Source organism: Limnoglobus roseus (assembly GCF_008254045.1).
Taxonomy (GTDB): Bacteria; Planctomycetota; Planctomycetia; order Gemmatales; family Gemmataceae; genus Limnoglobus; species Limnoglobus roseus.
This window is the reverse complement of sequence record NZ_CP042425.1, coordinates 7,114,102-7,139,422: the sequence shown is the minus strand read 5'-3', so window position 1 is coordinate 7,139,422 and position 25,321 is coordinate 7,114,102. Positions and strand designations below refer to the sequence as shown.

The 25,321-nt window shown below is 65.6% G+C and carries 9 protein-coding genes; 3 read left to right on the top strand and 6 right to left on the bottom strand.

The features are described 5' to 3' along the window. Positions 1–79: 79 nt before the first annotated feature. Together PX52LOC_RS30500 and PX52LOC_RS30495 are read right to left on the bottom strand one after the other, a co-directional pair. Positions 80–9,346: a Calx-beta domain-containing protein gene (locus tag PX52LOC_RS30500; protein WP_149113620.1), complete on the bottom strand. Its 9,267-nt coding sequence runs from the start codon at positions 9,344–9,346 to the stop codon at positions 80–82. Between the two features lie 40 nt (positions 9,347–9,386). Next, positions 9,387–9,740 carry an ArsR/SmtB family transcription factor gene (locus tag PX52LOC_RS30495; protein WP_149113619.1) on the bottom strand — a complete coding sequence of 118 codons (354 nt, stop codon included), beginning with the start codon at positions 9,738–9,740 and terminating at the stop codon, positions 9,387–9,389. 218 nt (positions 9,741–9,958) lie between these two features. Here PX52LOC_RS30495 and PX52LOC_RS30490 point away from each other — a divergent pair. Further along, positions 9,959–10,701, top strand: a protein-coding gene (locus tag PX52LOC_RS30490) for an IS5 family transposase (RefSeq protein ID WP_390635869.1) whose coding sequence is annotated in 2 segments (ribosomal slippage) — positions 9,959–10,265 and positions 10,265–10,701 — 744 coding nt in all. Because the reading frame shifts where the segments join, the coding sequence is not laid out codon by codon here. Here the strand turns inward: PX52LOC_RS30490 and PX52LOC_RS30485 are convergent. Continuing rightward, on the bottom strand, positions 10,647–12,707 hold the full coding sequence (locus PX52LOC_RS30485; RefSeq protein WP_149113618.1) for an NHL repeat-containing protein: 2,061 nt from the start codon (positions 12,705–12,707) through the stop codon (positions 10,647–10,649). The two genes, PX52LOC_RS30490 and PX52LOC_RS30485, sit on opposite strands and share 55 nt — an antisense overlap. 157 nt (positions 12,708–12,864) lie before the next feature. On the opposite strand from PX52LOC_RS30485, the gene PX52LOC_RS30480 reads away from it, so the two are divergent. Next, entirely contained in the window at positions 12,865–13,941 is a 1,077-nt protein-coding gene (locus PX52LOC_RS30480; protein ID WP_149113617.1) for a DUF1559 domain-containing protein, read from the top strand. 47 nt (positions 13,942–13,988) lie between these two features. Then, on the top strand, positions 13,989–21,653 hold the full coding sequence (locus PX52LOC_RS30475) for an Ig-like domain-containing protein (protein WP_149113616.1): 7,665 nt from the start codon (positions 13,989–13,991) through the stop codon (positions 21,651–21,653). Between the two features lie 115 nt (positions 21,654–21,768). Here the strand turns inward: PX52LOC_RS30475 and PX52LOC_RS30470 are convergent, their stop codons facing one another. The 3 genes from PX52LOC_RS30470 to PX52LOC_RS30460 all read right to left on the bottom strand — a co-directional run bounded on the left by PX52LOC_RS30470 (position 21,769) and on the right by PX52LOC_RS30460 (position 24,396). Beyond that, complete coding sequence (locus PX52LOC_RS30470) at positions 21,769–22,281, bottom strand: hypothetical protein (RefSeq protein WP_149113615.1); 513 nt, start codon at positions 22,279–22,281, stop codon at positions 21,769–21,771. A 20-nt stretch (positions 22,282–22,301) separates the two neighbouring features. Further along, on the bottom strand, positions 22,302–23,228 hold the full coding sequence (locus PX52LOC_RS30465; RefSeq protein WP_168219300.1) for a terminase small subunit: 927 nt from the start codon (positions 23,226–23,228) through the stop codon (positions 22,302–22,304). Positions 23,229–23,754: 526 nt separating this feature from the next. Next, a complete protein-coding gene (locus PX52LOC_RS30460; protein ID WP_149113613.1) occupies positions 23,755–24,396 on the bottom strand; it encodes a transposase in 642 nt (213 codons plus the stop codon). Positions 24,397–25,321 lie beyond the last annotated feature (925 nt).

Here is a 25,321-nt window from a genome sequence, read left to right as displayed (position 1 = left end):
GAACGGACCAGGGCGGGGAAGAGTCGGCGACCGCGGTTAAACATCCTCTGTGTCGTTGGCCCGTGTGTACCCATTCCGATCAGCCGACAAATACTCCGCCGGTGAAGTCGGGGACGGCGTCGAAATCCTGGTCCGGGGTCGATGAGCCGGCCTTCAGTGTTGCCCCGCGGTAAGTCGTCACCCGGCTGCCGCCACCGCTTCCGGCCCCGGTCACGACGTCCGCGAACGGATCGCCGTCGAGATCCTTCGCCGCGACTCGCACTCCGTCCCGGTTGGACGTGTCCCCGGCGAAGAAATTCGCGACCGGGCTGCTGATCGCGGCATCCGCCCCCGCCCCGAGCAACGTTCGCCCGGAAATTACCAGTACCCGCGGGCCACCGCCGGGGCCGGCCCCGCCGATAATGTCGCCGAGACCGTCGCCGTCCACGTCCCCGACCGCGACGTACGCCCCGTTCCGCAGGGTCGCCTCGAACAGGAAGAAGTCGCCGACCGGGTGCACCTGCTTGCCCTGGGCCAATGCCGCCCCGTCGTACACCGAGATTCGCGGCCCCCCCCCGAAACCGGCAGATACCACGAGATCGGCGATCCCGTCGCCGTTGATGTCCCCGGCCGTGGCCCGCGCGCCGCCGCGGAAGTCCGGGTCGTCGATGCCGAAGAAGTTGGCGATCCGGGTGAAGTCGCCGCCCCGGTAGACCTCAACCCGCGGCCCACCGGACAGGTCCGGCGTCACCACCAGGTCGGCCATGCCGTCGCCGGTGAAGTCGCCGGCCGCGACGAACACACCGCCGGTGAAGTCCTCGAACGGCGTGATGTCGAACAGCATCGCCCCGGTCACGGCGTCGAACACCCGGACGCGGGCGACCACCCCGGGGCCGGTCCCGGCGATCAGATCGCCGACGCCGTCCCCGTTGACATCTGCAATGGCCGTCCGCACGCCGCCGGTCATGCCGGGGAACGGGGTCACGGTCGATGCGACCGATCCGTCGGCCTTGTACACCGTAACCGTCGCCGGCCCGGTGGCGTCCGCCCCGACGGCGAACAGCGGAAGCTCGGCCTGGCTCACCGCCCGGCTTTCGGTCGGGTGCTTGTTCACCGTGATTGTGAACGTCTGAGCGGGCGAGGTGTTTGCCCCGGTCCCGCTGTCTACCAATCGCACGGTAACGGTGGCCGTACCGAAGGCGAACGCGGCGGGGGTGTACGTGAGCGTCCCGGTCGCGGGGTCGATCGCTGGTTGCACCGCGAACAGTGCGGGATTGTCGCTCGTCACCTGGAAAGTAAGCGTCTGTGAACTTTCGTCGGCCGGTCCCGCCGAGATGCTGGTCGCCCAGCCGGAGACTGCTTGAACCCCGGTCCCACGGGGATCGATCTGATTCGGCCCCTTCACGAACGACGGCGGGTCGTTTACGGCCGTGACGTTCAAGGACACGATCACGGGGTCCGAAACTTCGCCAACCGCATTCCGCACGCGGTACTGGAAGGCGTCCGGGCCGTTGAAGTCGGTCGCCGGGGTGTAGGCGAAGCTCCCGTCGGACTGCAACGTGAGGGTGCCGTGCGCGGGGCCGGACGCGACCAGCTCGACTGTCGAACCCGGGGCCGCGTTGTCGTTGATGAGCAGGCCGCCCGCCGCGGTGACAGCAAGGGCGGTGTCCTCAACGGTGGAGTAACTTTCGCCGACCGCGACCGGCGAGTCGTCGTCCGCGATCGTCGCGGTGACTTGCTGCGGGCTCGCCGTCGATCCACCGTTGACGCCGGCCACCGCCAAGAGGATAGTCTTGTCCGGGGCGTCAAGGCTGTTGTCCAGCCCGGTCAGGGTGATGCTCCCGGTCAATGCCCCCGGCGGGATCACGATGAACCCGGCCGAGGCGTCGTAGTCCGTCCCCAGAATTGCCGTCCCGGCGAACGAGAGGGTGATCCGAACCGGGAACGCGGACGGGTTAGAAAGCGTGGCGGTCACCGTCGCGATCCCGCCGTTCTCGGCGAACGGGCTCTCGGCCAGCGAGAGCGTGACAACCGGGGAGGAATCGTCGTTGGTGATCGTCCCGGTCCCCGTACCCGTGCCGATGGTGGCGTTTGTGGCGGCGGACAGGTTCACGACGAACGTCTCATCGCCCTCGAACTGCATATCGCCGTTGACCAGCACGGTGACTGTCTTCGACGTCTCGCCCGGGAGGAATGTCAACGTGCCCGACGTGCCCTGGTAGTCGGTACCTCCAAGAACGCTGCCGTTGGCGGTGGCGTAGTTCACCGTGACGGTCTTCCCACTGGCCGCGGCCAGGGTCACTGTGAACGTGAACGTCGTCGTTCCAGCATCTCCCTCGGCTTGCGTGACATCATTGATGCTCACCACCGGCACCACGTCGTCGTCGGTGATTGTGCCCACCCCTTGGCCGTCGGCGATGGTCGCGTTCGTTGCGGCCGATAGGGCCACGATAAACGCCTCGTCGGGTTCCGACGTGGTATCGCCGTTGACGAGGACCGTGATGGTTTTCGACGTCTCGTCGGGGAGGAACGTTACCACCCCCGACGCCGTTTGGTAGTCACTCCCCGCCAGGGCCGTGCCGTCCGACGTGACGAAGTTCACCGTGACCGTTTTCCCGCTGGCCGCGCTCAGGGCCACCGTGAACGTGAACACCGTGGTTCCAGCGTTCCCCTCGGCCTGCGTGACGTCGTTGATGCTGACCGTCGGCACCGCGTCGTCGTTAGTGATCGTCCCGGTCGCCGTACCCGTGCCGATCGCCGCGTTCGTGGTGGTGTTCAAATTAACGACGAACGTCTCGTCAACTTCCGACGTGGTGTCACCGTTGACGAGGACCGTAATGGTCTTCGACGTCTCGCCGGGGAGGAACGTCACGGTCCCCGTCGCGGCTTGGTAGTCGCTCCCCGCCGACGCCGTGCCGTCCGCCGTGGCGAAGTTCACCGTGACGGCCGAACTACTCGGATTGCTCAGGGTGACGGCGAAGGTGAACGCAGTCGTCCCGACATTTCCTTCAGCCGCCGACACATCGCCGATGCTCACGACCGGCACCGCGTCGTCGTTGAGGATCGTGCCCACGGCCTGGCTGTTTGCGAGGACCGTTCCCAGCGGGTTCGACAGGTTCACCACGAACGTCTCGTCCGGCTCGCGCTTCAAATCGCCGTTGACAGTCACGGTAAACGTCTGGGTCGTCTGGCCGGGGGCGAACGTCACCGTGCCGGAAGCCCCCACGTAGTCGCCGTCGCCTTCGGTGGCGGTACCGTCGGCCGTCGCCCAGTCCAACGTGACGGTACTCGTGCTGGCCGCGGTCAGGGCGATCGTGAAGGTGAACGTCGTGGTCCCCGCATTGCCTTCGGCCGCCGACACGTCGGCGATTGAGGCGGACGCGAGGGAGAGGAGAACGACGTCGTTGCTGGTGCCACCGAGGTACGTGTTCGAGAAGGCGACGCCGTTGATCGTGCGGGTCGCTCCTTCCGCCAGCCCCGCAAAGGCTCCGACTACCGGGTTCGGCCCCTGGTTGTCGATGACGCGAACCGCGTTGCCCACCGCAACGCTGCCGGTCCCGCTTGTGACCAACGTCGCACCGCTGAGGCTGACCGTCCCGCTCACTTGAATCTGATCGTAGTCCACCCCCGCCGTGGCGGACCCGTTCACCTCGACCGCGACGACGCTCCCGGCGGTCAGGGTGAGGTCGCCCGTGATGGCGATGACGCCCGGACTGTTGCCGGGGCTGATCGTGCCATCGGAAAGTGCGGTCACGCTGCCGTTGACCGTGCCGTTCCCTGCCAGCATCGCGCCTGTGCCGAGGCCGTCGCCGAGTTGGAGTTCGCCTTCGATACTCCCCGTGGGTGTGAGTGCGAACGCCCCTTCGGTCAGGGTAACTAGCCCGGTTCCGGCGATGAGGTCGTTGCCGCCGATCGTGACGAGAGAGATCGCCGCGAGGAACTGATCGCCATTGCCCCCGCTGGTGTCCGTGCTCAACGTCGTGACACTTACGGCGAGCGGGTTGGCACCCGTGCCGATGCCCGTGCCGGCGGTGATGTCGAGCGTGCCTACGGCAAGACTGTTTGGCGTTGTGCTGCTACTTGTTACGGTCTTCGCCGTCGAGAGCAGGAGCGTGCCGATGACCGGTCCGTCGGTCAAGTCGATGACATCGGAAATGGTAATGGTCCCGTTCCCGGTCGTGCCGATCTGCAACGTGCCGGCGGTGATCGTGTCGAGTTCGGCCGCCGTCAGGCCGAGCGTGCCGACGGCGTCGGCTCCACCGAGGTCGATGTTCTGACCCGCCGATTGCGGCTGAATCGCGACTAAACCGACGGATTGCAAGGCCGATGTGGCGTCGAGGGCGATTTCGTCGGCGGTGATAGAAAGGGTCCCAGCACCGGACGTAATCAAGGCCGCGGCCGGCCCCGTCGTCACTTTCTCAGCGGTCACGGCCAAGCTGTTCCCGGCGGCGAAGGTGATGCCCGCGTTCAAGTTCACGGTGTCCGTGCCGCTCCCGCCGTCGATCGTCAAGGTGGCACCAAACGCGGTGTCGAGGCCGGTGATGGTGACGGTATCCGCGCCGGTCCCGGCGTTGATCGTCAGCGACTTGTTCGGGTTCGCGAAGTCCACCGATTCGGCCAGGGTGGACGAAATCAGGTTGCCGAGCGTGCCGCCGTTCGCCACTGTGATCGCTTCCGACCCGCCGTTAAACGTGAAGGTGCGATCGTCGGCGTTGAGGTTGTCGATGATCGGCTCAAGGCCAGTGTAGTCGAACGTCCCGGCGAGATCCCCGGCGAGCGTAATACTGCCGTCGTTCGCGTTGGTGAACGTGTGCGTAACGCTGGTCGTCGTGCCCGGCCCGAGGACCAGCTTGTCATTCCCGCCGGCCCCGCCGTTGAACTGAATGCCCAACGGGATGCTGCCGCCGGAGAAGTCTATGGTGAGTGTGTCGTCGCCGGGGCCGGCGTTGACAATGGCGCTCGTCCCGCCGATCGAGGCCAGCGGGATGGTGATCGTGTTGCCGCCGTTCGACGACGTCGCGCCGGGGATCGTCGGGTTGGCGAAGGCAGCCGCCATGTTCGTGACGACGAGATCGGTCCCGACCACGGCAACCGAGATGTCGTCGTCCCCGCCCGAGCCCGTGATGACCAGATTGTTCGCGGCGTCCAGTGTAACGGACGGCACAACGGTCAGCGTCACGACCCGGTTCGTGTAGTTGATCCGGAGCGTCTGTCCGTTGAACGGGATCGTCGCGTTCTCGGCCAGCGCGACGCCGTTCACGTCCCGGAACGTGCCGGTCCGGCTTCCCGTGGAGGAGACGATCGTGAACACGTCGCCGGCTTGGGGGACGTAGTTGCCCGTGAGTTCCAGGCGCGTCGTAGACCCGGTCTGGATGCCGAGCGTGCCGGTCACGTTGAACTGCGTGTACCCGGTGTCCACCGTGTTGCCGGCGATGTTGATGCCCAGGACACCCGCGAAGGCGACCTGAGCAGCCGTCACGTCCGTACCCGACCGCAAGGGCAAGTATCGGTTCGCCAAGTTGGCAACCGTGCTGATACTCACCGGAGCCGTCCCGGCGTTGATCGAGCCGGCGTCCTGGTTCTGGACGATGTTCCCGGTGGCCGTGCTCAAGAACAGAGCGCGAGGGCTACCGGCAGAGAGCACCGGGCTGATGTCCGCAGAGACGGTGATGCCACCCGGGATGCCGGCAGCGGTGCCGGTTGTGTTGCCGTACGTGAGGCGGGTAGCAGTGATGCCGGCCAGTTCGGCGGCGCTCAGGCCGAGTACGCCCGGCGCATCCGCCCCGCCGAGGTCCATCCGCACGCCGGGGGTGAGCGGCGCGATGACGTTGTTGGCCGCCCCGCTCGTGATCGTGGACCCGGCCCTCAATTCCACGGCGTCAGCCCGGATGTCGAAAAAGCCCCCGCCGGAAATGCCGACATCGACATTCGCTCCCGTCGTAAACCGCTCCGCCACCACGACGAGGCGGTTGTTGGTCTGGAACGTCACGTCCGTGTTCAGGTTGATCGTGTCCGCGCCGAGGCCGCCGCTGAGGATGAACCCCGACGGGCTATTTGTGTCGACGCCGTTGATGTTGATGACGTCGTCCCCGTCCCCGCCGTCGATGGTCGTCGTCGTGCCGCTGACCGGGTAGAGGAATTCGACCGCCGGGGCGGTGGCCGCGGCAATCTGGATCCGCCCGTCCATCGGCGTACCGTTGTCGGTGACGGTGATGGTCTCGGACGCACTGGTGTAGGTGAAGCCCCGGCCCGGGTTCGACCCCCCGCTCGCCGTCAGCCCGTCGCGGATCGTTTGATCGATGCCCGTGTAGTTGATCGTCACGCTGCCGCCGCCGGAGAGGACGCCGATGCTACCGGAGGTCGGGCTTAAGAACCCGTACCCGACCTCCGTCACAGGGCCGGAGACGAGTTCCAAACCGTCGGCCCCGCCGGCCCCAGCGTTGTAGGTCAGGCCCGACGTCGGCAGAGGCAACTGGCCTAAACTGCCCCACGTCAGTTGCACGAGGTCGTCGTCGGTCGTCCCCACGACGGCGATGCTATTCAGGCTCGTCTGCAGCACGGAATAGCCGAAGATCGTGCCGAGAGTGGCGTCCACGATGGAGACCACTTGGTTCGTCCCGACGCGACTGATCGAGGTTGTGTCCCTCTGGCCGTTCGCGGTTCCGCCACCGTTCAACGTGACCTGAAGGCTGTTCGTGGCGGCGTTGAGAATCGTGAACGTTGAAGTCGTCGAAGACGTGTCCACCTGCGAGACCAAACCGCCCGCCGTCGGTGCGGTGGCCTGAAACTTTACCGCGCCACGGCTTCCGGACGCCAGCGCCACCGTCGTTGCCCCGGTGAGGTCGTAGTTGTAGCTATTCGCCCCGGCGTTGTCGGCCAGCACGACGCTGTAGGCCGCGGGGATTGTGTTGACGAGCGTCGTATACGTGTCGTTACCGCCGGCACCGTTGACCGTAATCGTACCGACGCTGATCGAAGCGAGCGGGACGGTCAGTGTCTTGCCGTCGCTGCTCAGCGCCCCTCCCGCCGGGGCGGAAATGAATGTCTCCACCGTGTCCGAGATGATGAGGTTCGTGCCGACGACGGAGATGTTGAAGTTGTTGGCCTTGCCCGTTCCGTCCGTGTCGAGGACGGTCAGATTGTTGCCCGCATCGAGTGTGGCGGAGATCGTCGGGGTGATAACGGTCAGCGTCACGGCGGTGGCGGTGTAGTTGATGCGGAGCGTGTTGCCGTTGAACGAAAAGATGTCGTTGTCGTTGAGCGTGCGCTGAACGCCGTTGGCCGGGTCGGAGGTCGGGTCGAATAACCTACCGGTCACACTCGTCGCGGAAACGATGGTGAACACGTCGCCCACTTGCGGCAGGTAGGCGCCGCTCGGGAGCAGGATGTAATCGGTGAGGTCGACCGCCCCGGCCACGTTGAACTGCGTGTAGCCCACATCCGGCGCGTTGCCGCTGATGTCGACGGCCAAGCCGATGCCGGTGCCCGAGATCAGGGCCGTCGGGATGGTGATGGCGCCGAACACGTCCGTCCCCGCCCGGGTCGGCCGGTACACGGCCGTCGGCCCGTTGACCTTGTCGTAGATGGGGAGCGCGAACACCGACCCGCCGGCGGTGTTGATCGAGCCCGCATTGGCGTTCTGGACGATGTCGCCGAGCGCCACGATTTGGACGTTCGTGGGCGTCGGAAACGTCACGTCCGCGGAAACGGTGACGGGGCCGAACTGGTTGCCGACTTGGGTGCCGGTGCCCAACTGGAGAATCAGGATGGAAATCGTGGCCAGTTCCGCGGCCGACAGGCCGACCGTACTCCCGGGGACGCCCGGCCCGCCGAGGTCGAGGCCTAGTCCGGCCGTCGCCGGGCCGAACTGGACGGTGGCATTCGTGCCGGTACCGGTGAGTGACGACGTGGGGGCTAGCACCACCTCGTCGGCCGTGATGGCGATGAACGGGGCGGCCGTCCCGGCCGCGACCGTGATGGCCGCGCCCGCCGCCGTCGTGAACTTCTCGGCCGTCACCCTCAGGCCGAGGTTGGTGGCGAACGTCATGCTCGTGTTGACGTTGACCGTGTCGGTACCGTTCCCGCCGATCAGGCTGAGGCCCGGGAGTGCTGCGGAGTCCAAGCTGTCGATGTTGACGGTGTCGTTGCCGTTGCCGGCGTTGATGACGATGGAGGCCTGGAACTGCCCGATGCCAGTGGGGGGGTACGCGAACTCGACCGCCTGCCCGCCGACGTCCGAATCGATCCGTACCCGGCGGTCGCCGGCCGGGCCGACATCGCTCAGGGTGATGACTTCGCTGCCGCCGTTGGCCGTCGTGTTGAAGTTGAAGGTGCTCGTCGCCCCCTGCGTAAGTGTCGGCGTCGTGCTGTCGATGATCGGCAGGCCGACGCCCGTGTAGTTGAGCAGCCGGCCGAGGTTGGCCGAGCCGCTGGTTTCGGTCGTGAACGTGTAGGTCGGCCCCCCCGTGATCCCCGAGATGAACTCCAGGCTGTTCGTTCCGCCGCCGGCGTTATAGTTCGTGGTCGTGCTGCTCGGCAACGGCGTCGTCGTCGATGTCCCACCGAACCCGCCGATTTGCAGGTCGTCGTCGTCGGCAGTACCCGTGATGGTCAGACTGTTAACGCTGGCAACCGGCACGGTGTAACCAAAGAGTTTCCCTTGAACGGCGTCGGAGATAGTGACGACCTGATTGGCCGAGGCGTCGCGCAAGATTGTTGTGGTGTCCTTCTGGCCGTTCGCCGTCCCGCCGCCGTTCAACGTGATCTGGAGACTGTTGCTGGCGGCGTTCGTGATCGTGAAGGTAGAATCCGTCGACGATGTATCGGCCTGCGTGACCATGCCCTTCGCCGCCGGCGACGTCGCCTGGAGCTTTGCCGCCCCCCGATCACCCGATGCGAGCGTGGCCTTGGTCGCGCCGGTGAGGTTGTATGTGTAAGCGTTCGCTCCGGCGTTGTCGGTCAACTGCACTTGGAGGGTCGAGGGGATGCTGTTGACGAGTGTGGTGTACTTGTCATCACCGCCGGCGCCGTTGATCGTGACTGTGTTGCCGGTGATCGACGCCAGGGGAACGGTCAGCGTTTGGTCGCCGTTGCTGAGCGTCCCCACGTCCGGCGGCGAGATAAACGTCTCCGCCGCGTCCGTGACGACGAGGTCCGTTCCGACGACCGAGATGCTCAGGTCGTTGTTCTTGCCCGTGGCGTCCGTGTCGAGGACGACGAGGTTGCCGGCGGTCAACGTGGCCGAGAGGGACGCCGGGACGGTGCGGTCTTCCAGCGAAAGGAGGCGGGGGCGAGCCGTCGGGCGGGTCCGCCGGGTCGTGCGGTTGTTGGAACCGAGGAATTGCTTCAGCCAGTGGTTGAGAGTCATGGAGTCGCTCAGAGGGGGTGTGATGGCGGGGTGGAGAATCTCAGGCAGACGTTTCGGTCCCCGTCGTCAGGGGGATGACCAACTTACAGCAGCCGAGGTCGAGTGTTTCCTGGGTCGCAACGGGCGACCGTTCCGCAGGGAGCACCCCCGGCCGTAGGGAGTAGAAAATCATGCGACCTCGTCGCTCGTTGACGACTAATTCGGCCTCCCGCAGGACGGTCAGGTGATGGCTCAGATTCACCGGCGGGATGGAAAGCACCTGCGCGATCTCCGTTACGCAGCACGGTCCCGCAGTCAGCAGCCGCACAATCTTCAATCGGTCCGGCGAAGCCAGGGCCGCGAAGTACGTCACGCACGTCTCCACCGGCCCGGCGTCCTGTCGCCCGTGTGGCATGAGGCACCCGTTGCAATGCGGCCTCGTCGTCGGAAGCCATACTTTCCTTCCAAAGTCGCCGGCCGTCGCAAGGACGGCCGGCTCGGGGTCTGTCCCAGTCGCTAAATTCGGGTCAACGTCACTGCCGACGACGTGTAGTGGATGCGGAAGGTTAGGTTGTGTGGACAGTAGTGGCGGTCGGTCGCATAACGGCCTCGACTCCCTCGGAGGCGGCTGGCATGCGACGGCATGAACTCTCGGACGCAGACTGGGCGGCGGTGCGGCCGCTGCTCCCGGCCCGCGGGCCGGCCGGCGGGGACCACCGGGCGTTCGTCAACGCCGTCCTGTACGTCCTGCGGACCGGCGTCCCGTGGCGGGACCTGCCACCGCGGTTCGGCAACTGGAACTCGGTCTGGCGGCGGTTCCGGCGGTGGTCGGCGGCCGGCGTGTGGGGGCGAGTGCTCGAGGCCGTCCGCGACCCGGACGTGTCCACCCTCATCCTCGACTCGACCGTCGTCCGGGCCCACCCGCACGCCGCCGGGGCGGAAAAAAAGCGGGCGACCAGGCCGTCGGCCGCAGCCCCGGCGGGTTCGGCACCAAGGTCCACGCGGCCGTGACCGGCCGCGGCCACCCGGTCGCCCTGTTGCTCACGCCCGGCCAAGCCGGGGACGGGCCGCGGGCGGCCGCCCTGCTGGCCGGCCACCGGCCACGGGTGGTCATCGCCGATCGCGGGTACGACAGCGACGCCCTCCGTCGGCTGGTCCGCCGGCTGCGGGCCAAGGCCGTCATCCGCCCGCTCGGGTGCCGCCGCCGGCGGGTGCGGTACGACCGCCGGGTGTATCGCACCCGCAACGTCGTCGAGCGGTTCTGGGCCCGGGTCAAGCAGTGCCGGCGGGTGGCCACCCGGTACGACAAGCTCGACCAGTGCTACCTCGGGTTCGTACACTTGGCCTCCGCCCTGGATGTCCTGAGGCACCCGTGACTGTCTACACGACCTAACCCTCCTGCCGTGAACGTCGCGTTGTCGGCCAAGCCGTCAAAGGTGCCCGTGAGGCCGCTGCTGGCGCTCACGATGGTGAACACCGTGTTCACGGCCGGGGTGAACCCGCCCGCGAGAGTCACGGCCAGCGTGGCACTGCCCAAGTCCACCTTCGAATCCGATGACAACTTGTCCGCCCCGCCCGTGCCGGTCGAGTTCAGATTCACCGCGTAGTCGCCGGCGCTGGTGAACGCGAAGTACGCCCCCGCGATAGAGATCGTGCCGGCCGAACTGCCGTTCGGCTGCAGCGCCCCGGCGAACGTGAGCGTCGGCATCTTGCCGATCACCGCCTGGGAGGGGATGATGCCGCTCGCACCGCCGGCCGATGCGTCGGTGTCGGGGAAGTTTGAGAAACTCACGATGTCTTGGTCGTACGTCCCGCCGATGTCGTAGCGGCGAATCGACCCTTCGTAGTCGTTCGATCCGGTCGTCGGTCCCTTCGGCCCGAGGCAGACGACGAGCAGATTCCCACTCGGATCGAACAGCACGTCGGACGGGAATTGGTTGTTCAGGTCGCCGGGTTGGGGGAAGAACACTGGAGAACCGACCACTTCGTTCACGAACGCGCCCGACGAGTCGTACCGGAGGACTTGGCCGTAGCCGAACACCGCGGCGAGGTCGGTCACGTACAGGTCGCCGTCCGGGCCCCAGTTCAGCCCGGCGGGGAACTGTAGGCCGCCGGAGTTCGGGCTGACAAACGTGGTCGGCGTGGCACTGCTGGCGGACGGGGCGTTGGCGACCTTCGAGATGCCGCCGAAAACGCTATTGCCGATGTACAGGCTGCTCGAGTCGGACCCGATGCCGAACGCCAAACCGGCCGGTTGCGACATGTTGTCCACGACGCGGGTGTTCGTGCCGGCGTAAGACAGCCCGCCCGATGAACTGACGTCGAACCGGTAGATCGCGCCGCTCTTGGACGCCGACGTGAAGCCGACGTTCATGCTCACGTAGAGGTCGCCGTCCGGCCCGAACCGCAGGCCGGCCGGGGCGAAGTTGGTCTGGCTCTCGGCGCTGGCGATGCCTTGCAACACCGTGTCCGAGATGAACGTCTCCATCTGGTCGGTGGCGAAGTTGTACCGGAGGATCTTGTTGTTGAGCTGGCTGCTGATGTACAGGTTGCCGTCCGGGCCGACCTCCAGACCGGCCGGTTGGAACAGCAGGCCCGCCGGCGCGGGCTGCGGGTTTCCGCTGGGCCGGTGCTGCGGGGCGTAGAGCGTGGCGAGAAGTTTGCCAGTGGCGGAGTTGAAGGCGTACACGGCGTTGTCGTAGTAGGACGTGGAGTACATCGCCTGGACGGCCGAGAAGGTTCCCGTGCCGGCGACGTTCACGTTCGAACCGATGGAGACGTTGTTCAGCAGGTTGGTGGTGTTCGACGCGGTGATCGTGCCGGTGCCGGAGATGTCCCCACCGAGGCCGATCGGGGCCGTTCCGCTGGTGTTGCTGCCGCCGGTGAGCGTCAGGTTGTCCGCCAGCACGATCGGGGCGAGGATGGCCCCGCCGCCCGTGCTGGTTGTGGTCAGGGACGCGCTGCCCGAAGTCACGTCAAAGGTCAGGCTGCCGTCGGTGCCGCCGTCGTAGTTGCCGGCGATGGTGAACGTGCCGACGGTGCTCGACCCGCCGATGGTGATTGACCCAATGGTGATCGGGTCGTTCAGGTTAATCACCTGATTGCCGAGCAAGGTGCTGGTAATGTTCGCCACGTCGCCGGCGGCGTTCGGGTAGCCACTCCCGCCCCAGTTGGCCTTGTTCGTCCAGTCGTAGTTGCCAGGTTCGGTCGGGGCCCAGGTGAATGTGGTCGGCGTGTCTCGGGATTCCAGCGGCTCGCAGGATAACTTCGTGCGGCCGGCGTTGCGCCGGCGGGTTGCGGGGGCCGCAGATGGCGGGGTGAGCAAGTTGACGCATTTCTCTAGCAGTGTTGCCGCCCGCGATCGCATTCCAATCCGACTCATGTGTGTCCGTCCTGAATAAAGAGAGGGTTAGGGCGAGGCATTCTGGGCGAGTCAAATGGGGTGGGCAACGCGGGGCTAATTATCTTGTGCATAGGGCAGATGTCAATATAATACTGGTGATTATTCCTGCTTTGGCTCGCCCCAAAGGAGACGGGGTATGCGTCGTCATCGTGCTTTCACGCTGATCGAGCTTTTGGTGGTGATCGCGATCATCGCGATCTTGATTGGATTGCTCTTGCCCGCGATCCAGAAGGTGCGAGAGGCGGCGGCTCGCATCAAGTGCCAGAACAACCTCAAGCAAATCGGCCTGGCGCTCCACAACTATGAGGCGACCGCGAACCACCTGCCGCCGGTGATACCCGCCGAGCAAAAGCCGCCCTACGTCGGCAGCAGTTGGCTCCCGCCGTACTTCTACTCGTGGAGCGTCCTCGCCCACCTCAACCCGCACCTCGAACAGACGGCCATCCGCAACCGGATGAACATCGAACTGCCGATGTACCAGCCGATCCCGGTCCTCACGGTCTTCCCGGAGAACCGGTTCGCGGTCTCGGCCGTAGTGCCGATGTTCCTCTGCCCGAGCGACAAGATGCAACCCGTGGACGGCGGGTACGGCGTGGACCTGTTCGGCCCGACGAACTACGTCGCGTGCTTCGGCTCGGGGATGAACAACGGTAATCCCAAGGTCTACGGCAGCCCGTGGGGGGCGGACGGCGTCTTCCGGGCGAAGGTCAAGGGACAGTTGTTGGAGGCGTCCGACGGCACGTCGAACACCGCCGCGTTCTCCGAGAGCCTTCTCGGCAGCGACCTCAACGAGGCGATCAACGACGGGGTGACGCCGCCCGGCACGCCGGATCAGATTTACCGGGTCATCGGGATGCCGTTCACCCCCAAGAACTGCGAGGACCCGTACGTCAACGGGTCGTGGAACTATCTCCAAAAGCGGCAATTCAGTTGGGCGTCCGGCGAAGTCCGGTGTTCCAGTTACAACCACTACTACACGCCGAACACGAAGAAGTACGACTGCGTGACGAGTCTGACCGGCGAGGCCATCGGCACCGTGTGGGAAGCCCAGTGGACCGCTATCGGCTTGAAGGCCGCGCGCAGTAGACACTCCGGCGGCGTGAACGTCATGCTTCTCGACGGCTCCGTCCGGTTCGTCCGCGACGCGATCAACCCCGCCACCTGGACCGCTCTTTCCACCCGTGCCGGCAACGAACCCCTCGGCGACTACTAACACCTGCCCGTCGCCCCCTCTCCCTCGTTCCGCAGCCAGGTATCCTCATGCTGAAGCAGTTCTTGGGCCTTTCGCTCCGTCCGCTCCGGGGAACGTCCCGCCGCGAGCGTCGGGCGGCTGACCGCCTGCGGGTCGTCCCGCTGGAAGACCGCGTGACGCCAGCCACGTACCTGGAGAGCGTCGTTTCCGGCGGCCATTCCGACATCGCCCTCAGTTACGACAACACCCGGTTCCTCAAGTGGGGGGCGGCGATCAACTCCGACTCGTTCGGCAGTACGTTGCCCTCCAAGACGCTGTTGTTCGCCGGGCGGCCCTCGAAGACGACGCTCACCGACGCGAAGTACACTTTCCTCGGGGCGGACGCCGCCGGCGACGTGTGGGCCTTCCCGCAGACCGCCAACCCGACCCTGCCGGTGCCCACGGTCGGTGTCACGGCGGCCGGCACGCTCGATTCCTACGTCGAACTCGACCCCCGCGTCGCGGCCACCAACGGCGCGACCAGCCAAAAGTGGATGAAGGTCGCCCTCGATGCCGTGGTGTCCGGCCCGACCGGCGGGCAAGTCTCGGTCTGGCAGGACAGCCCGACCGGCCCCGTCGCCTGGATCACCACGGCCAACGGCATCCAGGCCGCAACCGCCGGCGGCAAGGACGCCGACGCCCTCTGGGTCGCCCCCGGCCAGGACAGTCATTACAACTGGGGCTTCACCACGCCGGGCGTGTACGAACTGCGGTTCAAGCTGTCCGCCTTCGACGGCGGCGCGGCGGTGTCCATTTTCCAGACCGTCTACTTCGCGGTGGACACGTACGACTTGAATCAGCCCCCGGTGAACGTGTACCCGGCGGCCGTCAACCTGTCGAAGAACGACACTCTCGTCTTCTTCAACGATCCTGCCACCCGCCTCAGTTTCACCGACGGGGACGACTCGGGCGGTTCGTCGCCGGCCCAGGTGAAGGTTTCGGCGACGAACGGCATCTTGACGATCGACAGCAGCTTCTACGAGTCGCTCATCACCGGCGGCATGAACGGCTCGCCGACGCTCACGCTCTCCGGTGCCCGCCAAGACGTCTTGTTCGCGCTCGAGCGGCTGAACTTCCAACCGACGACCGACTTCGTCGGCGACGCGATCATCACGCTCGACACGAACGACATGGGGTACTTCTACCCGGACAACTACGGCATCAACGGCCCGAACCGGGACGGCCAGCCGGACGCCGATTCGTTCCCGGACAACTACCTCACCGACTCGGACTCGTTCCCGATCCACGTCACGTTCAACACCCGGCCGACGATCACCGGCCTGCCGCCGGGCATCTATAGCTTCGACGAAGACACCACGTCCCCGCCAGTGAACTTCACGGTCGGCGACGACCTCACCCCGACCGCCGACCTGAAGGTGACGGCCACGACGACGTTGGAAAACGTGACGGTGGTGGTCGGCGGCAGTGGGCCGAACCGCTTTGTCCAAATCATGCCCGGCAAGGACGTGACCATCGGCGGCTACGCCCTCATCAACGTCACCGTCAACGACGGCCAGTACGACACGGTCGGCACGTTCAAATTCCGCTTGAACGAGATCAACGACGCCCCGGTTCTCGTCCGCCCGACGGCGGTGCCCGATCAGGTCATTGATGAGGACTCCGGCCCGTACGTCAGTAGTGTCAACGGCGACCCGCTCGTCTTCGAACTGTACGACCCCGACGGTACGACGCCGTTCTTCGGGTACACGTCATCCGACCCACTGCTGTTCCCGCAGCCGTACACGGACGCCGGGTACACCTACCGCCCGATCGGGTTGGACCCTGGCACCTACTCGTCGAAGACGCACCTGGGATTCGTCTACCTGGCCCCGGCCCCGGCCCGGTTCGGCACGGCGACGATCACGATGTGGGTGGCCGACAACGCCGGTGCGAAGTCGGCCAACGTCCTGACGTTCAAGGTCACCGTGAACCCGGTGTACGACAACCCGGTCCTGAACATCGACCACATCCTCGCGATTCCGAACGCGACCTCGACGTTCGACGTGCTCGCCAACGACGTGTTCGACCAGTTCACGGACCCGCAGATTCAGGTCGTCGGGTTCACGCAACCGGCCCACGGCGTCGTCACGAAGACGGCCACGCCGGGCGTCTTCCGCATCACGCCGACGCCGGGGTACGTCACCGGGGCCAATCTCCCGGACACATTCACGTACACGATTCGCGACGTGCAGGACAACGAGTACACGCAGACCGTCCGCGTCCGCGTGGCGAACACACTCCCGATGAGCTTCGAGGCCGGGGCGCTGTTCGATACGCAAGTGAGCGTGGACTACCACGACGGCGAGTGGTGGACCTACGCCAAGTCGTTTTACTCGTTCGGGAACGACCCGTCGGTCCCCGACGAGACGTACACCGACACTTACACCGACCTGGACGAAAGCCCGTTCGTCGTCGACGGCAACCGAAACGGCTTCCTGAAGACGAACCCGGTGGCGACTCCCATCTCCAGCATCTACGGGGTGGCGGTCGGTGACACGTACTATGTTCAGCCGAGCAATCTGACGGCGCAGTTCGCCGTGGCCGAGTCGGTCCCGGGCACGTTCGTCGCCCCGGCCGGCGGAACCTCGGACGTGCAGTTCAAACTCGTCGGCGTGACCGCCCCGAGCGGCGGGTACGCGACGTTCGCGAAGTACGTCAACAACACCAACGTCCTGACCCCGTACTGGACGACGTTCGGCGGGATCGACGTGAACGACGTCTTCAGCCTTGCCCCCGGCGCGGCGACGGCGGCGGCCCAGTACTTCTGGACGTTCTCGAAGGCCGGGCGGTACGAGGTGCGCTTCCAGGCCGTCGGTCACGTACTCGACAAATCGGGCACGGTGGTCGAGGTTACCAGTCCGGTCAGCACGATGTACTTCGACGTCAACGTCGCGTCGGCACCCCTGGTTGAAAACCCGCCGATGGCCCGGAACGACACCGCGTCGGTGGACCGCTCGGCCCCGGGTGGGTCAGCGACGATCCTGGTCCTGAACAACGACTCGTCCTCACCCGACCCGCTGGAGGTTCTCACGGTCACCGGCGTCACCCAGGGCGCGTCCGGGAGCGTGAGCATCGCCGCGGACGGCCAATCCGTCGTTTACACACCGAACACCGGTTTCTTCGGCGCGGACAGTTTCACCTACACCATCACCGACGAACACGGCGGCACCGCCTCGGCCACGGTCAACGTCACGGTTCTGAACACCCGCCCGACGGCGACCGTCGGCCTCGACAAGGCGAACCCGCTAACGAGCGACACCCTGACCGCCACCGCCACCGTCAGCGATGCGGACGGCGACCCGGTCACGCTCACTTATGTCTGGAAGGTCAACGGCGTGACCCGCCGCATCTTTTCGACCACCAGCCTCACCGACACTTTCAACTTGAGCCTCGCCGGCAACGGCAACCGGGGCGACGCCGTGACCGTCGAGGTCACGCCGAGGGACGCCCAGAGTGGGACGACCGTCTCGGCGACGGCCACGATCGCCAACACCCCGCCGACCGCGTCGGTCGTTTTCAGCTCCGCTAGCCCGCGGACCAACGACGTGCTGACAGCCACCGTCGTGGCCGGCGATCCGGACAGCGACCCGGTGACCCTGACGTACGTGTGGAAGGTCAACGGCATCGTCCGGCGAACCGTGTCGGGGACGGCAGCCCTCACGGATAGTTTTGATTTGAGTCAACCCGGCAACGGCGACCGCGGTGACACGATCACGGTCGAGATCACGCCTTTCGACGGCACGACTCCGGGAACCACCGCGATGGCCACAGCCACCGCGGTCAACAGTGCCCCGACGGGGTCCGTCGGCCTGAGTTCCGCCAACCTGCGGACCAATGACACGCTCACCGCCACGGCGACCACGGCCGACGACGACGGGGATGCCGAGAGCCTGACCTACGTCTGGCGGGTCAACGGCGCCATCCGGCGAACCTTCACCACCGCCAGCCTCACCGACACGTTCGACTTGAGCCAGCCCGGCAACGGCGACCGCGGCGACTCGGTCACCGTCGAAGTCACGCCGAACGACGGCACGATGGCCGGCTCTCCGTCGACGGCGTCCGCCACCGTCAGCAGCACGCCCCCCACTGTCGCCGTCAGCCTGAACGCGACGAACCCGCGGACCCGTGACACGCTCACGGCCACCGCCGTGCCGGCCGACATCGACGGCGACGTCGTGACCTTGACGTATGTCTGGAAGGTGAACGGCGTTCCCCGCCGAACCACGACGACGACCGCCCTCACCGACACGTTCGACTTGAGTTTGGCCGGCAACGGCAGCACGGGTGACACGGTCACCGTCGAAGTCACGCCGAACGACGGCACGGCCGCCGGGACCGCCGCCATGGCGGTCGCCGTTGTGGTCAATTCCCCGCCGACAGCGACCGTGAGTTTGAGTTCGTCGAGTCCCGCGGTCAACGCCGTGCTGATCGCAACGGCCGCGGCCGACGACATCGACGGCGACCCAGTGACACTCACTTACCTCTGGAAGGTCAACGGGGTCACCCGCCGAACCTTCACCACCGCTAGTCTCACCGACACCTTGGATTTGGCCACCCTTGGAAGTGTCAACATCGGCGACGCCGTGACGGTCGAAGTCACGCCGGACGACGGCATTGTGTCGGGACTCACCGCCGCCGCCGCCGCCACCGTGGCCAACAGTGCCCCGACTGTGGCCGTCAGTTTGAGCCCGCCCAGCGCCCGGACGGGTGACGTACTCACGGCCACGGCCGTTGCGAACGACATCGATGGTGACGTCGTGACGCTCACCTACGTCTGGAAGGTCAACGGCATCGCCCGCCGAACCACGACGACGACCGCCCTCACCGATACGTTCGACTTGAGTTTGGCCGGCAACGGCGACCGCGGCGACGCCGTCACGGTCGAGGTCACACCGGCCGACGGCACTCTCAACGGCACAGTCCGCAGCGCGGCGACCACGGTCGCCGACACCGCTCCGACGACCGGTGTGAGTTTGAGCAACAACAACCCGCGAACCAACGCCGTGTTGACGGCCACGGTCACGGCGAGCGACGCCGACGGGGACCCAGTTGCCCTGACGTACGTGTGGCGGGTCAACGGGACGGTCCGCCGAACCACGACGACCACCGCCCTCACCGACGCCTTCGACTTGGGCGGCCCGAATAACGGCGACCACGGCGACACTGTCACCGTCGAAGTCACACCCAGCGACGGGTTCGTAAGTGGCACAATCGCGACCGCCGCAGTTACGGTGATCAACACGGCCCCCGGCGTGACGGTGGGCCTGAGTACCGCGGCCCCCCGCTCGAACGAACAGTTGGTGGCGACTGTCTCCGTCAACGATCTTGACGGCGATTCCACGACCCAGACGTTCGTCTGGAAAGTCGGCGGCGTGGTCCGTCGCTCCGTCACGACGACCGGCCTCACTGACACGTTCGACTTGAGTTTGGCCGGTAACGGCGACCTAGGCGACGCCGTCACGGTGGAGGTTACATCAACCGACGGTTCGCGGGCCAGCGTCCCCGCATCCACCGCGGCCACCGTTGTGAACACCTCGCCCACGGCGATGGTCGGCCTGAACTCGGCGGACCCTTCGACCGATGTTGTGCTGACGGCCACGGTGACGACCTCCGATGCCGACGCCGACCCGATCACCCTCACTTACGAGTGGAAGGTCAACGGCGTCACGCGGCGGACCGTCACCACCACGAGCCTCACCGACACGTTCGACTTGAGTTTGGCCGGCAACGGCGACCACGGCGACGCCGTCACGGTCGAAGTCACGCCCGCCGACGGCACCGAGAGCGGATCGCTCACAAGGGCCGCCGCCACGATTGTCAACACCGCTCCGACCGTAACCGTAAGCCTCGACAATTCGAACCCCGGCACGAGCGATGTTGTGACGGCAACGGCAACGGCGAGCGACCTTGACGGCGACCCGGTCACGCTCGTGTACGTGTGGAAGGTCGGGGGCGTCGTTCGGCAAACGACCACCACGACGGCCGGGACGGATTCCTTCAACCTCGGCACAACCGGTAACGGCGACCACGGCGACGCGGTCACGGTCGAAGTTACGCCCTCCGACGGATCACGGCCCGGCTCCGTGGCGACGGCGACCGCGACCGTGGCCAACACCGCCCCCGCCGCGACGGTTCTGCTAAACCGTTCGACCTCGCAGGCCAACGACCTGTTGACAGCCACCGTAACCCCGAGCGACCGGGACGGCGACCCCGTCCGCCTCACTTACGTTTGGAAGGTGAACGGGATCGTGAAGGCGACCCGTCCCGGCGTCACAAGCCTGATCGACACATTCGACTTGGGCGGGGAGGGTAACGGCGGCAGGGGTGACACCGTCACGGTCGAAGTCACCCCCACCGACGGAACCCTCGCCGGGGCGATCACCTCCGCGGCGGCCACGGTCGTCAACACCGCTCCCGGCGTCATTGTGCAATTGAGCAATCCGGCCCCAGGCACGGGCGGCACTCTGACGGCGACGGCGATGGCCACCGATGCCGACGGCGACCCGGTGATGCTCACCTTCGTCTGGACGGTCAACGGCACGGTCCGACGGACGACCACGACCGCCGCCCTGACGGACGTCTTCGACCTGAGCGGAGACGGGAACGGGAGCGACGGCGGTGTGGTTACCGTCCAGGTCACGCCCGCGGACGGGACCACGAACGGCACGCCCTCCACCGCCACGGTCACGATTCCGATGCCCCCCATGCCGAGCAAGGGGCTGGACCGGCAGTTCGCGGTCGGGGCCGACGCCGGCCTGGTGCCGACCGCCGTGTTGTACAATCCGAACGGCTCGATCCGCTTCCAGCGGACGATCTTCCCCTACGATTTCACTGGCGGCGTGCGGGTTGCGACCGGCGACTTCAATGGTGACGGCATCGCCGACCTCGTGATCGGAACCGGCCCCGGCATTGCGACCGACGTCCGCATCCTGGACGGGAAGGACGCCCACCAACTCTTCGCGGTGAACCCCTTTGAGCCTGCCTTCACCGGCGGCGTGTACGTGACGACCGGGGACTTGAACGGCGACGGCGTCCCCGACTTGGTCGTCACCCCGGACGAGGGAGGCGGACCGCGGGTGTTGATCTACGACGGGGCCGGCTTCGCCTCTCGGGCAAACTTCTTCGGCATCGACGACGAGAGTTTCCGGGGCGGTGCGCGGGCGGCCGTCGGGGACGTCAACGGCGACGGCCGTGCGGACCTGATTGTGGCGGCCGGCTTCGGCGGCGGCCCGCGGATCGCCGGGTTCAACGGCCTCACGGTCATGACCGGCCGTGCGCCAGAGAAACTGTTCAACGATTTCTTCGTGTTCGAGCAGTCGCTCCGCAACGGCGCGTTCGTGACGGTTGGCGACTTGGACGGCGACGGCTTCGCCGACCTCATCGCCGGCGGCGGGCCGGGCGGCGGCCCCCGCGTCCTCGCCCTGTCCGGGGCGGACCTAACGGCCGGCCGAGTTGACACCCCCGATGTCCTCTTCAACGACTTCCTCGGCGACCCAGCCGACCGAAGCGGGGTGCGGGTCGCCGTGAAGGACTTGGACGGTGACACTCAAGCCGATCTGATCGCCGGCGACGGCAGCGGGGCCGGCAACCGCGTGGTGGCGTATCGTGGCCAGGCACTCGTGGCGGGTACAGTGAAATCGATTTTCGAGCTCGATCCGTTCGGCGATTTCCTGGGCGGCGCCTTCGTTGGATAGACCCTGCACTCGCTGATGGCGATGACACCTCAGATGCTGATTACCATTCACGCCTCGCGGCTTCGCGCATCACCACCCGCACCCGGTCCAGCACCAACGCGAAGGCCGTCAACTCCTATAACATGCCCGCCGCCGTCCCACACTTCAACACGTCTATCCCGAACGTCGTCTTCACATGCGCCAGGTCGGCTACGACTCCCCTTCGCGCGCTGCACAATGCGCTCACCGCGGCGGCCGGGTAGGGCAAAGTCGTGACCAGGGTCACCGCCCAGACCAGAAATCCCGGCCGGCCCACGCGGTACGCCAACTCGAACGTCGTCTCGGCGGGCGTGACGGTCCGCGGCGTTTTGGTGCGGGACGAGTAATCTTCGTTGGCCTTCCTTTTGGGGTTGTTCTCGGCGCCGAACTCCCACACCGACTGCCCGGCGGGGATGAACGACGACGCTTCGGCCGTGCGGAGCAAGCCGTCGTAGCCGGGCCGGTTGATGGAATCCCCGGCGGGGAAATCGATGTGGAGCGGGTCGATTCGTCCCAGAATCAGTCGGCGGACGAGGAGGGGCAACGCGTCTTGGGCCGGCCAGGTGTCGGCCCAATGCACGAGTTGGGTGGCCGTGAGAAGGGGATTCACGTCTTGGGCCTTGAGTGGCGTCAGTTTGCAGTGACAGTCATTTTACGCTTACTTCTTTCCCGGGCTTCTTCTGATTCCATCGCCGCGAGGAGGATCGTCGCGACCTGGACTCTCAGTTCGGGGGGCAACTTCTCAAGGAGCGTTTCCATGACGTCCCGCGGGGAGCCGATACCCAGTACCTTGGCTAGCATCTCCCACGACTTCGTCTTCGGGTACAGTTTCAGATCCACGGATTGCGTGACCGTCTCCTGATAGATCGGTTTGCCGCTCGGGTCCTCCCCAATCACCTTCTTGACCCGTCGCGTCTTCACCTTGAGGTGCTGGATCGCCCCTTGCTGGTGACGGGTAATCTGGTTCGCCTTCTTGAGCGTAATGTGTTCGCCCGAGAAATCGAAGTAATCGCCCATGTTCGAGAAGGTGAGTTTTGCCGCTTCGGCCAGCAGGCCGTCGATCGAGAGCGGGAACAATCGCCAAAACGGGCCTTCTTTCGACCAAATCTCGGCCTGGATCGCGGGGTGCCGAAGCAGCCTTTCACCCCGCTTTGCTAGCGTTTGGTAGAGGAGTTCGCGACCGTTCGCATCTGTCGACCCATGCGATCGGCGATAGGATTCGGCGCCGTTGTGCGTCTGGACGTAGAGCCGGCAAAACTCCTTCCGTTCCGGCGTCCACGCGAACTTCGATCGGCCCTTCTTTCCCGGTGGGGCGATAGCCATTGCCGGCGTATTGCTAGTCGGGTTATCGCCCGCATCAGACTTTTCGAGCTGTGGGTCCATGGAGTCCTCCGGGTCGGGACGCGAGTTCGTTCTTGAACAACGTGCCGGGCAGGCCTTCACGGATGTATAGCAGACGGCGATAGATTCTCCAACCCGCGGCCAATCAAGTCCCGTCGATTCACCACGTCCGACCGAGGCCAACTTCCTGCTGCGCCGCTTGGTCAACAGCACCACTTCAGCCCTGCGGTTGCAGCACCCGCGGAAGAAGCCGTCCGACTTGGCTGGGCGGCCCGTGGGCTCAGTCCGTTGTTCGGCCTCGCCGGCATGGTCTTAGTAACTGCGCCGACTCGACTGCTTGTGGACGGACGAGTGCCGCCGGGAGTTGCTCGCCCAGTCTTGCCGACCCGGAGCCGTTGGCTTACGACTGGAAACCACTGACGCGGGCGTTCGCGGTGACGGTCGACCTGTGGGAAGCGCAATTCGCCGAGAAATGGGCGGAGGTGGAGCGAATCGTGTCGGCTCGGCGGTCGCCAGCGACACACAAGGAACTGCTGTCCGACAGGCCGCCTACGTGCACCGGCTGCAACGGAAGTCGTTTGACTCCCGCAACCAGGTGTCGTGCGTATGCCTCTGGCCATTTTGGGGGGCGAGTGGCAAAAATCAAACTGCTTCCTCGTTTGGTCAATCACCCCACGCAACTGACCCGGACCCATGCTCACGGACGTATACGATGAGGGGACTTTGCACATTTAATCCCCCCTCAGGCCATTAAATGTGCAGCGGGCGGATTATTTGTGCAGCCGTTCAGCCCGATCATCGGCGCGACGCCCAGTTCATAGGCCGTGCCGATCACGGTGCAGATGTTGTGGCAGACGACCTTTGCGAGAACTTCGGCCTTCATCGTGTTGTCGTTCTTCGCGCGGGTGCATTCGCCGAACTTCCGCTTGATGGCGCTGAACGTCGCCTCCACGTTGCTCCGGCGGTGGTAGTGCTGTTCGTACTCTTCCTTGTTCATCTGGAAGGCGTGGAATGCCTTCGCGTAGGAACCGCCGACAGCCCCGGTCGCGTTCCTCTTGAACGCCGGGTAGAAGGCCGCGCCGATGGCGTCGGTGGCCGCGAAGTTGTCCCGCCCGCAGTACGCCTTGTCGGCCGACAATTCCTTCACGTCGAACGTCTTCGCCGCTTCGGCAATCAGTTGCGGGAGCATCGGGCTGTCGTGCTGCTCTTTGTCGGTGACGACGCACGCGGCGACGACGTTGGTCCGGGTGCCGACGACGGCGTGCAGCTTCACCCACGCCGACTGCGACTCCTGCGTGCCCCACTTCTCATCGAACCACTTCTCGTACCTCGCACCGCTGAACCCCGTGCCGTCGATGGCGAACTGCGTTTCAAGACCGGCCATCGGAATGGCGGACAGGCGGACGAAGTCTTGCAGGATGCTGACGGCGTCTACTCCGACACTTTATCGCCCTTCGTTTCAAAAATGTATTCGGCGTCGGACTTACGCAGGCAAGAGTATTTGCTTTGGGGGCCAACGCCATCCCTGTCAACCATTGGCCGAGCCTGCTCCCGAACGAGTAGCGTGTGGCCCTGGTGTTTCAGGACATGGATTCGGGTAAAGTGACCTTTCAGGAACCCGAATTCCTTTATCTCAGTGAACGTAATGACTTGGTCTTTGACTTCCCACGTCCCGTTCACCTTTGCGCACCCCATCCCGCACTCGCTCCGATTCTCCACTTCGTAAGTGCCGTCCGAGTGCAGGGACAAGAACAAGCCGAGGCTCTGCCCAGTTAGACTGCTATGCACGGTGCAATCGTGGTACGTCCCCGCCAACAGCACCCGGTCATCACTTGCCGAGTCAAAGCCCATGTGGAGTGTGAACGTCTCGTTGTACTCCGCTGGCTTTGGCTTGTCGTTGTTGCGGGGCGTGTCTTGCTGATCCCCGGTGGCAGGCGGTTGGGGTAGGCTGGTGTCCGGGGGTGGCGACGGCGCACGAGAATGACACGCCACCATACTAACGACAAGCAGTGTCACGATTGCACAACGCATAACGGCTGCCCATGACGGAAGTCTGATCCCGCAACTCTGCCGGACGATAGCTTGATCGTTCCGAAGTGGCCAGAACGCTTTTGCCGCCAATTTTCCGCAACGCTCGCGACTACGATAAGGGATGCCGCCTCATCTCTTCACTCTGGCCTATCTCGCCCGCGAACTGGGAACGTGTTACACGGGCCTCTACCACCACGCCCTTGCCGGTCACTTGCCTAGCCCTTCCGTCCAGTATCTGTCGAGGATGTACTACTCTGCCGCCGACGCCGACGTGATCC